This window comes from Pantanalinema rosaneae CENA516 (assembly GCF_050753385.1).
Lineage (GTDB): Bacteria > Cyanobacteriota > Cyanobacteriia > Leptolyngbyales > Leptolyngbyaceae > Pantanalinema > Pantanalinema rosaneae.
The window spans coordinates 295,825-306,737 of the sequence record NZ_JBLZFZ010000001.1 but is presented as its reverse complement, the minus strand read 5'-3'; the positions used below and the strand labels follow the sequence as shown (position 1 = coordinate 306,737).

The following is a 10,913-nucleotide window of genomic DNA, read 5'->3' as shown; positions in this document are numbered from 1 at the left end:
AGATGTGTATAAGAGACAGGCGGGAGGGAGGGTAGGTGGGGAGGATGCTTTGACTGTCGGGGGCATAAATCCATTCCAGGGATAAATGGATCTGTAGCTGTTCTAACAATGCCGATGCCTGAACGGGTTTAGGTAAAAACGCATTGCAGTGAGCCTCCTGGCTCATTCGTTGATCAAAGTCAAACACGCTGGCTGAAATTGCTACCACCACCAGGTTTTGTAACTCGGGAATCTGTCTAAGTCGTCGGGTCATCTCAAAGCCATCCATCAGGGGCATCACCAGATCTACTAGAACAACATCCGGCGATCGCTGAAGGGCTTGCTCTAATCCCTCCTGACCATTGCTGGCCTGAATCACCGTAAAGCCTAGCGGTTGCAACAGATCAACAATTACCAGGCGATTAAATTCCTTGTCATCCACGACTAACACGGTGCGGCGATCGCCGTTATAACCGATGATCGATCGGGCATTTGGGCACTGAACGGCGCGGCTGGACTCGGCGACTTCCGGCAGACTCAGATCCAGCCAGAAGCGGCTTCCCTGCCCAGGCGTACTATGAACCTGAAGCTTGCCACCCATCAATTCCACCAATTGGCGACTAATTGCTAGCCCTAACCCTGTGCCCTCTGTACGATGATCCGGGTGACTGCCGCAATGGAACGGCTGAAAGATTACTTCTAACTGATCGGGGGCAATGCCAATACCAGTATCGACAACTTCAAACCGAATTTTGTCATCCAGGCTGGGTCGCTCGGGCTGACGCGGTAGCTGGGCTGCTGTGGCAACGGCTTCCGGCTGCACATAGCCGACCCTAAAGGTAACGCTTCCCACTGGCGTGAACTTAACCGCGTTACCGAGGAGGTTGAGTAGTACCTGCCGCAGGCGTTTTTCGTCGGTATGAACGAGTTGCGGTAAGGGACACAGGACTTCGTAATTCAACGTAATTTGTTTTTGTTCCGCCCGAATTCGACAAATTTCTAGAACATTGGCTAAAAAATCCGGCAAATGCACTGTACTGGGATGCAACTCCATTTTTTGCGCTTCAATTTTTGACAGGTCTAAGACATCGTTAATTAATGTCAGTAGATACTCGCCACATTGATGAATAATATTTAAACCATTGCTTTGCTGTTCAGTTAACGCAGGATGCTTTTTGAGAATTTGGCTATAGCCAAGAATGCCATTCAGAGGGGTGCGTAACTCATGACTCATATTGGCAAGAAACTCGCTCTTGGTGCGGTTCGCTATCTGTGCGGCTTCCTGTGCCCGTTGGCGCTCTCGGATTTCTTGCTGCAAGTGGCGGTTTTTCTCCTCCAGCTCTAAGGTGCGAGTCGTTACTTTGGCTTCTAATGTCCGATTGGCTTCCTCTAAATCGGCGTACAGTCGGGCATTTTCGATCGAGATAGCGGCCTGGGCTGCCAGCAGTTGCAGGATGTCTAACCGATCCTGGGTAAAGGCTCCTGTGGTCAGATTATTTTCTAAATACAGCACCCCAGTTAATTTTCCCTGGTGCAGAATTGGCGTACATAAAATTGATTTGGGCTGTGCAGCGATGATGTACGGATCGGTGGCCACGATCGCATCAAGGCTGGCATGACTCAGCACTAAGGCTTCTTTGGTGCGGACGACATAGTTAATGACTGCAACGGGTAAATAGTGGTGAATCGAGCGCTCTGAATTGGGACGATCGAGAATTTCTGCCAGTGGTAATGGGATCGACTGTGGTTGGATGGTAATGGCTGGGGTGTTGACATTACCTGAGGCTTGAATTGACCACTGCCCATCGGTTTCCAGCAGCAAATAGCCCTTTTCTGCCCCAGCATTTTCTAACACAATCTGCATCAGCTTAGTGAGCAGTTCCCCCAACACAATTTCACTGGACAATGCCTGTGAGGCTTTGAGCACCGTCGTAACATCAAAGGCAATGGTGCTGTTGCTGGATGGATGCCCGGTTGTGGGTGTGGCTGCCTGAGTCATGGCTGGTTGCTGTAATACTGGGGACAGTAACCTGGCATACCGCGTGATTAAATCTTGCACTTTAGCCGTGGCTCCCCAGCGCAGATAACCGTAGTAAGCCTCCATTAAATAGGTCTGTGCGACCTTGTCGCGATCGTGAGCCAGATAAAATCCGGCAGCAAGCTCGTTGGCTAAGGCTTCCTCCTGTAAATAGCCGTTGGCTTTGGCTCCAGCGATCGCGCGATCGTACAACTCCATTGCCTGCCAATAGTTGCCTAAGACCCGAGCGGTTTCTGCTTCTACTAACTCAAACTTATGCTGAAAATTCATGGGAGCGTGGTTTGCCCAGTTCCGCAGTTTTTCCTGGTTTTCCACCACCCGATCGAGTAAACGTTCCGGCTCCGAGGTGGAGGAATACTGGGCAAGATGGGCTAACGAGTCATAGAAGTAAAAGACCAACACCGAAAACAAGCCTCGGACACCGTCTAAGTATTGCTCAGCCTGGTTAGCATGGTCGATGGCTTGCGGGAACTGTCCAAACAGGTAAGCTAAAATTAACTTATTCAAAAACACATAATGGACTAAAGTTCGTTCATTTAATTGAATATGAACTGGCAAAGATGTGGCTTCATCATAGGCACTGCCGATTAACTGACATGGATTTTCAGATAAACCCATTAGATTCAATACAGGTTGGTGAAAAATTTGATTCCACTTTAATGCGGTTTCTTGATTAATTTGGGCGATCGCTTGGCTATAGCGTGCCATTTCTGGTTCTAGAGCGGTTAACTCCAGCCCACTCCAATAGGAATATTGACATTTGTAGGTAGCGGCGTAACCCGCATGAGCCAGATCCCCAGTTTCTAAGCCGCTGAAATAGGCATCCTCCAGATACGGCAAGGAATTTTGTAGGGGATGCTTCCACGGCAGAATGAAGGTGGATACCTTAAAGAGCGTTTGGCTACGGGTGAGGTTGGTAGGCAGGCGATCGAGTAAATTCACAGCCAGTTGCCCAAACTGATAGCCGGTTTCAATGTCCTGTAAAAGCCCACTAAAAACAATGCCGTAATCGGCAAACCCACTGACGGAGGCGGTGGTCATGCCATGCTGAATGGTTAAATTGACTTGCTGACATGCCATTAAAATAAACAGTGCCGGAGCCGATTGATAAGCCGCAGGAACTAAGCTTGCCAGCAGACGGAGCGCCGCCAGTTTGGTTTCATCGACGATCGCCGGTAGATGCATCAAATCATCAATGGTTTTACCCACTAAATTAGCGGTAGTGGTCGCGATCGCCTGTTGAATATCTGTCGCGGATGGAAATTCAATCAGATTTACACCTAACAGGTTTAATGCTTGCAGACCCAGTTTAATGGCGGTCAACAGTTCTCTCTGCACCTCACAGGTTTTAATCCGTAACTCATAGGCTTTGACTTGTGCTAACGGGGTTTTGGCGTATTGCAACACTAACCCAGTTAAGCGTTGCATTGATGTAAAGTCACCACTCAGAAACGCGGCTTCTGCTGCCTCCTGATGAAGTGCCAGACTGAGATCGTAGTAGTGCTGCCAGCTAGTGCTGGGTAACAACCTTAAGCCGACCTTGAGATAGCGCATCACCACTTCGTGGGCCATGGCTGACTTAGCCGTTTGACCTGCCAAAAGATTCAGTTCTGCCAGATCAATGCGATCGGCTGCCGTCGTCAGTAAATCAATGCCATAATTTAATTGATTCACTACAGTAAAAATGGTGGTTTTGTCAGGCTCACAGGAGGTGTGTTGCCGCAGTCGCTGGCCAATCTGAACGTGAGTTAGCCCCCGTTGCGATTCGGGAATCAACCCATAGGCGGCTTGCTGAATGCGGTCATGGGAAAATTTGTAAGTGGTCTTGACCTGTAAGCTGGATTCTAAGGGTTGAGCAGGCTTTTGCACATCCATGACAGGCTCAAGTTCCAGAGGAACCTGCTCAGAATCATGACAGGGGGTGATCAGTTCAGCTTGCAGTGCTTCCCACAAGTCTTTCGCCGTTTCTGCTTGGCTGGTTTGATGAACGATCGCCAACACCTCCAGCGTAAATTTGTCTCCTATGCAAGCCGCTAACTTGAGAATATTTTGGGTTTTAACCGATAATTTCTGAATTTGATTTACCATTAATTCCACGACATTCTCGGTAATCCTGATAGTCTGCAAAAGTTGCATGTCCCATTGCCAACTGCCCTGGGTAAAGTCGAACCACAGAAGCTTATCCTGATACAGGGATTTCAGCAGTTGAGTTAGGAAGAAAGGATTTCCCTGCGTTTTTTTAAACACCAGATCCGCTAAGGATTGAGTTTGAGCTACCTCGGTATGCAGCGTATCCGCCACTAATTGCGTCACATGATCAATCGTTAACGGTTGCAGTATAAGCTGACGGACGATCGCTCCAGCCTGCTGAATGCGCTCCAGCGTATGCATTAAGGGGTGGCTAATGTTCACCTCGTGGTCGCGATACGCTCCAATTACCAGTAGATAATGGTTCTCCGGATTAGTAATAATTAATTCAATCAACTTCAGAGAAGATAGATCTGCCCACTGCAAATCATCTAAAAAGATAATTAGGGGATGTTCAGGTTGACTGAAGACACGAATAAATTGTTGAAATACTCGATTGAACCGACTTTGAGATTCAAACGAATTCAAGACAGCAACGCTTGGTTGGGAACCGATAATTTGTTCGACTTCTGGAATGACATCAATGATGATTTGAGCATTTGCTCCCAAAGCGACCAGAAGTTTAGTGCGCCAGCTTGCGATCGTGGCATTACTCTCTGCTAATAGGTGCCGCATCAACTCTTGAAATGCCTGGATCAGGGAGGCATAGGGGAGATTGCGTTTAAATTGATCAAACTTACCTGAAACAAAATAGCTACCTTGTCGCGCGATCGTGTGATGTAGTTCATTCACAAGTGCCGTTTTCCCAATCCCGGAATAACCGCTGACGAACATTAACTCGATCGCGCCTGTCCGGATCTGCTCAAATGCGGCGAGTAACGTGGCAATCTCCTGATCTCGACCATAAAGTTTTTGGGGGAGCAGGAATTGACTGGCAGTATCTAATGTACCGATCGCAAAGGACGCGATCGTTCCAGTCGGCTGAAGGGACTGCTGACACTGGATCAGATCCGCCCGGAGTCCTAACGCACTTTGGTAACGTTCCTCAGGGGGCTTGGCTAAAAGCTTCATGACCAGATCAGACAATACCTGGGGAATCCTGGGATTCAGTTGATCTGGAGCGGGGGGAACTTTAGCAATGTGGCAATGAATCAGTTCTAATGGATCGCTGGTTTGATAGGGGAGTTGCCCGGTCAGGAGTTGATAAAAGGTCACCCCTAAGGAGTAAAGATCGCTGCGATCGTCGATCGTCCGGTTCATCCGTCCCGTTTGTTCGGGCGACATATAAGCCAGAGTGCCTTCTAACTGATTTGGTTGATCCAGGGCTGAAGTTTCAGCCGTCAGGCAGGATGACACACTGAAATCAATAATTTTGACTTGTCCAGTTTGGGGCTGAATCAGAATATTACTGGGATTAAGATCTTTATGAATAATCTGATGCTGATGGAGTTCTGCGATCGTCGTTGCGAGTTGGATCGCAATATCGAGAAATTGCTCCAGTGAGAGGGTGGTTGCTTGGAGAAATTGGTGTAAAGACAGTCCACCAAAATCTTCTAAAACTAACGCTACAGAATGGTGATCCGGTTCTAGGGCTAACGCCCGAATGACTCCCGAGCTCTGGAGAGTTTGAAGAATTGCAAATTCTTGTTTCAAGCGAGCGATTCTTTCTAGCGCAGGATACTCAGCTTTCAGCACTTTAATCATCACCGGGGATTGCTGGGGCGGTTTGAGCGCGGTATAAACCCTGGTGTCGTCCCCTTCATAAATCACCTGTTGCAGCCAGTAGCCAGCCAGTATCTGGTTCATAGCCGCTCGATCGCCTGAGCAAGTGGGTCAAACTGGTTACGGATCATTCTCTTCTGAACAAGGATAATCAATTTATAAGCATTGCAATCCTTCTCTAGGGTAAGCGCTGATCTGACGCTAGAGCTATGGCTTAACTACTTCTTTGGTTTGTACTTGGCTTGGTGATTAACCATCGGTGGCTCCGGGGTGCCAGCCTGTTGTTTCTGCCCAGATTTCCGCTCCTTCCATGATCAGATCGCAGACGGGATCTTTGACATCGTAATAGGCTTCGGCATTATCCGCATGGTAGTTCGCTAAAGCCTGTTTCACCTGGGCATACGCCTGGGCGCTGGCAGGGTGCGATCGCAGGTAATCCCGAAATAGCAGGGCATACCGTTGATTAGCTCTGCCGACAATTCGGACATGGGCATTGACGGGACGGTGAGGTGGGAGCGGTTTAAATAGCCATTTCACCCAGTCATGGCGTTGACTCGCACCCGGTGGCAGATGATCTTGCAGATGCGGACTCTGTTGATACCCAATTTGCTCGAATAAAGGGATGATCGCCGGATCAAGGCTGGCAACGGTAATCTGAATATCGATGATATCTTTTGCCGCTAACCCAGGTACAGAGGTGGAGCCAATATGATCAATGCGCAGGGCTAAATCACCCAGTCCCTGACGTAGAGTTTTACCTAGAGTTAAGAACTCTTCGCGCCAGGTCGATCGATAAGGTTGAATGACAATCATCCGAATCTATGGCAAACGACAGCTACAGGGTAATCGATCGAGTTCACTGTCGCCAAACCTCTCTGATTGAGACAGACAAAGGAATCTCAGCATAGAATAGCTATGCCTCTAGTACAGATAAAGCGCTGATTTGTTCACCAAACTATCGTTGCAGCCACTTGATTGAGAACGATGTTATGAGTCAATACATGCTTGCCTTAGATCAAGGGACGACCAGTTCTCGCGCGATCGTCTTCGATCGCCAGGGGAATCTGCTTTCCCTTGCCCAGAAGGAATTTCAGCAAATTTTTCCCCAGTCCGGTTGGGTCGAGCATGATGCTGATGAAATTTGGTCGTCTCAAATTGGGGTGGCAAACGAAGCCCTGGCTCGGATTGGCATTGTTGCCAGGGATATCGCGGCGATCGGGATTACCAATCAACGGGAAACGACGATCGTCTGGGATCGGCAAACAGGTCGCCCAATCCACAACGCGATCGTCTGGCAAGATCGGCGGACGGCCGCCTTTGCCGATCAACTGAAAGCTGAGGGTCACGAGGCGCTGTTTCAAGGCAAAACCGGATTAGTGATTGATGCCTACTTCAGTGGGACAAAACTGAAATGGTTACTCGATCATGTGCCTGGAGCCAGGGAGCAAGCCGATCGGGGGGAACTTGCCTTTGGCACCGTAGACAGTTGGTTAATCTGGAAGCTGACTCAGGGAGCCTTACATGTTACCGATGCCACCAATGCCTGTCGGACGATGCTTTACAACATTCATACAGGGACATGGGATGATGAGCTATTAACCCTGCTCGATATTCCCCGTAGCCTGCTACCCGACGTTCGCAGTTCTTCAGAAGTGTATGGGCATACTGCCGCCGGACTATTGGGCGCACAGATTCCGATCGCGGGGATTGCCGGAGATCAACAGGCAGCGACCTTTGGGCAAGCGTGTCTCCAGGCTGGCATGGCAAAAAATACCTACGGTACAGGCTGCTTTATGCTGCTGAATACGGGGGAAACGCCGATCGTCTCCCATCACCAACTGCTGACCACCGTTGCCTGGAACGTCAACGATCGCACGCATTACGCCTTAGAAGGGAGTGTGTTTATTGCGGGGGCGGTGGTGCAATGGTTACGAGATGGTTTAGGCATCATCAACCAGAGTGCAGAGGTGGAATCCCTGGCTGCCAGCGTCCCCGATCCGGGTGGGGTGTACTTGGTGCCAGCGTTTGTTGGCTTGGGTGCGCCCTATTGGGATAGTTATGCTCGGGGGGCGATCGTGGGTCTGTCTCGCGGGTCTACCGCCGCCCATATTGCCCGGGCTGCCCTGGAGAGTATTGCCTACCAGACCGCCGATGTGATTGATGCCATGCATCAGGATTCGACGTTATCTCTGTCAGAATTGCGGGTAGATGGCGGGGCGGCGCGGAACGACCTGTTGATGCAGTTTCAGGCAGATGTGTTAGGAGTCCCCGTTGTGCGACCGAAAGTGACTGAAACAACCGCCCTTGGAGCCGCTTACCTGGCGGGATTGGCGGTGGGATATTGGGCAAGCGAACAGGAAATTGTCCAACTATGGCAACTGGACAAACGGTTTGAGCCAACCGTGAGTGCTGGCCAGCGTCATACCTGGCGAGAAGGCTGGCGGCAAGCGGTCGCCCAAACTCGGCATCGATCGTAGACCTACCTGTTCTTGGTGATGAATAACTCATTGATGCGATCGCACATCCTCACGACCCTCCGGCAATCTGACGCGTGGGATGTGATTGTGATTGGGGGTGGTGCGACTGGATTAGGAACAGCCGTTGAAGCGGCAAGTCGGGGATTTAAGACGCTGTTGTTGGAGAAATATGACTTTGCCAAAGGAACCTCTAGTCGATCGACAAAGCTGATTCATGGCGGAGTGCGATATTTAGCTCAAGGGAATCTTTCCTTAGTGCGAGAAGCGCTGCATGAGCGCGGACTTCTTTGCCAGAATGCGCCCCATTTAGTCAAGAATTTGTCTTTTGTCGTGCCGGGGTATGCCTGGTGGTCGCAGCTTTACTATGGAGCTGGGCTAAAGCTGTACGATCTGCTATCTGGACGCTTGAGCTTCGGTCGGAGTCAATTCCTGAATCAGTCCGATACCCTGGAGCAGGTTCCTACCTTAAGGCAGGAGGGTTTACGTGGCGGTATTCTCTACCACGATGGTCAATTTGATGATGCTCGGTTCGCTATTACCTTAATGCAAACTTTGGTGGATTGTGGTGGCGTAGCTTTGAACTATGCGCCGGTCATCGACTTTATCAAAACGCAGGGTAATATCCGTGGCGTTCGGATGCAGGATACCGAAAGCAGTGAAATTTTGGAACTAAATGGCAAAGTAGTGATCAATGCTACGGGAGTTTTCGTGGATACCGTCCGGCGCATAGATTATCCATTAGCAGAGGCAATGCTGTCTCCCAGTCAGGGCATCCATTTGGTCGTCGATCGCCGCTTTCTTCCGGGCAATAGCGCCATGATGATTCCCAAAACTGAGGACGGTCGCGTTTTGTTTGCCTTACCCTGGCAGGGCAGAACACTATTGGGAACGACGGATACCCCAGTCGATCGCCCTGAATATGAACCGCGTCCCCTGGCTAGTGAAATTGATTTTATCTTACGCACAGCGACGCAATATCTTTGTCCGGCTCCCACCGATGCCGATGTTCTGAGTGTGTTTGTCGGACAACGTCCCCTGGTGAAAACCGATCGCACTCAGTCAACGGCTACTTTGTCCCGTGAACATACAATTCAAATCTCTGACTCTGGGCTACTGACCATTACTGGCGGCAAATGGACGACCTACCGCAAAATGGGTGAAGACGCGATCGATTACCTGATTCAGCGAGGCATGTTACCACCGCATCCCTCTATTACCGCCGATTTAAAGCTGCATGGCTGGACTCAAACCCCCAAACCTGCACCCCTGGACGTGTATGGTAGTGATGCCGATCGGGTGCAGCAGTTACCCGGCATGAATCAATTGCTCCATCCCCGGTTGCCCTACACAGAAGCCGAAGTGGTGTGGGCAGCCCGCTATGAAATGGCACGTAGGGTTGAAGATGTATTGGCTCGGAGAACTCGATCGCTGTTTCTGGATGCGGCGGCTAGCCTGGAAGCGGCTCCAAACGTTGCCATGATTCTAGCGACAGAATTAGGATTTAGTCAGGAGTGGCAACAGCAGCAGGTAGCAGCGTATCGATCGCTGGCGATCGGCTATCAATTGTCCTGCGACTCAACAGCATAGCGGTAATTTGCCTCCTAGGCTGTGTTTAAAGACCCTTTGATCCTCCCTAACCCTCGCGCTACGCGCCGCTAACGCTAGAAAAAAGGAGGGAACCGAACCGTTCAAAGTCCCCCAAAATATAGCCTGCGGCATTGTAGAAAGGAGGATTGAGGGGACTTACAGATAAGAATGTTTGAGGTTTAGTTCCGAAGATAATCTGTATTCAGAGCCAGATTTCTTTCGTAGGCTGTAATTTCATGATCCGTGATACCAAACCGACCGGAAGGATTCAAGAAATCATCCATACTGCCTCGCACACTGTACTTGAAGTGTTGCCAGAACTGGAAGCCATCTGCTTGATGCAATTGACCTGCCGCATCAAAATATAAACATTGACCAACATGGTCATAGTCAAACCGACCAAACTGGCGAGGGGCAACCCGTGTGACTACGTCATTATGATTGACGAAGCGGAAAGTGCGAAACCAAAACTTTTGATCGAAGGCTTGGGAAAAGCTGCGATCGCCAACCCGAGGGGAGCCAAAGGTATAGGTTGCCTGGACTGAATAATTCATTTCTTCCAAAATTACGGTTGCCAGGGTGGCTAATGCGCCGCCTAAACTATGACCTGTAATGAATAACGGCTGATGGTTATCGCGGAATCTGGTCAAGGTTGACTGAATTTGGTGCAGCACTGAGTAGAGGGCAAGGGTAAAGCCGCGATGGACATTGCCACCAAAGTCCGGAATTTGGGCGACATCAATATTGGTCATCCAATCTTTGAGCGCCGATCGTTCTGTCCCGCGAAAGGCGAGGATCAGTAGCCGATCGTTGCCTGTAATTAAGGCTTGCGTATGGTTGCGGCTCAAGAATTGACAGCGATCGAAGTTCCAGCGTTGATAGTCTGGATCAACCAAAATTTGGTCTGCGGATTTGTACACTAAGCGAGCGGCTTTGGCTAAACCAAGGGCATTGAGTGGGGGCTGATGTGTTCGGCAGGGGGCAATCATAGTCATAAAACACTGGGGGCTAAAAGTATGAAC

General features: G+C 49.9%; 5 protein-coding genes. 2 read left to right on the top strand and 3 right to left on the bottom strand.

What is annotated here, in order from left to right; genetic code table 11:
* Nucleotides 1-5,911, bottom strand: a 5,911-nt coding sequence (locus ACN4EK_RS01075; RefSeq protein WP_431655471.1) for a hybrid sensor histidine kinase/response regulator, incomplete at its 3' end; no start/stop codon positions are given.
* A gap of 165 nt (nt 5,912-6,076) precedes the next feature.
* Nucleotides 6,077-6,640, bottom strand: coding sequence for a GrpB family protein (locus ACN4EK_RS01070; protein WP_431655470.1), 564 nt, complete (start codon nt 6,638-6,640; stop codon nt 6,077-6,079).
* Nucleotides 6,641-6,816: 176 nt separating this feature from the next.
* Here ACN4EK_RS01070 and glpK point away from each other — a divergent pair, with 176 nt between their 5' ends.
* Both glpK and ACN4EK_RS01060 read left to right on the top strand, forming a co-directional pair.
* Nucleotides 6,817-8,304 (top strand): glycerol kinase GlpK, encoded by a 1,488-nt coding sequence (gene glpK, locus ACN4EK_RS01065; RefSeq protein ID WP_431655469.1) that lies wholly within the window; start codon nt 6,817-6,819, stop codon nt 8,302-8,304.
* 18 nt (nt 8,305-8,322) lie between these two features.
* On the top strand, nt 8,323-9,891 hold the full coding sequence (locus tag ACN4EK_RS01060; protein WP_431655468.1) for a glycerol-3-phosphate dehydrogenase/oxidase: 1,569 nt from the start codon (nt 8,323-8,325) through the stop codon (nt 9,889-9,891).
* Nucleotides 9,892-10,070: 179 nt separating this feature from the next.
* Here ACN4EK_RS01060 and ACN4EK_RS01055 read toward each other — a convergent pair whose 3' ends face one another.
* Nucleotides 10,071-10,886: a lipase family protein gene (locus ACN4EK_RS01055; RefSeq protein ID WP_431655467.1), complete on the bottom strand. Its 816-nt coding sequence runs from the start codon at nt 10,884-10,886 to the stop codon at nt 10,071-10,073.
* Nucleotides 10,887-10,913 lie beyond the last annotated feature (27 nt).

What these genes read in the sequence shown, in the direction of transcription:
- glpK (WP_431655469.1), top strand. Translation starts at nt 6,817, where the DNA reads ATGAGTCAATACATGCTTGCCTTAGATCAAGGGACGACCAGTTCTCGC.
- ACN4EK_RS01060 (WP_431655468.1), top strand. Translation starts at nt 8,323, where the DNA reads ATGAATAACTCATTGATGCGATCGCACATCCTCACGACCCTCCGGCAA.
- ACN4EK_RS01070 (WP_431655470.1), bottom strand. Translation starts at nt 6,640, where the DNA reads ATGATTGTCATTCAACCTTATCGATCGACCTGGCGCGAAGAGTTCTTA.
- ACN4EK_RS01055 (WP_431655467.1), bottom strand. Translation starts at nt 10,886, where the DNA reads ATGACTATGATTGCCCCCTGCCGAACACATCAGCCCCCACTCAATGCC.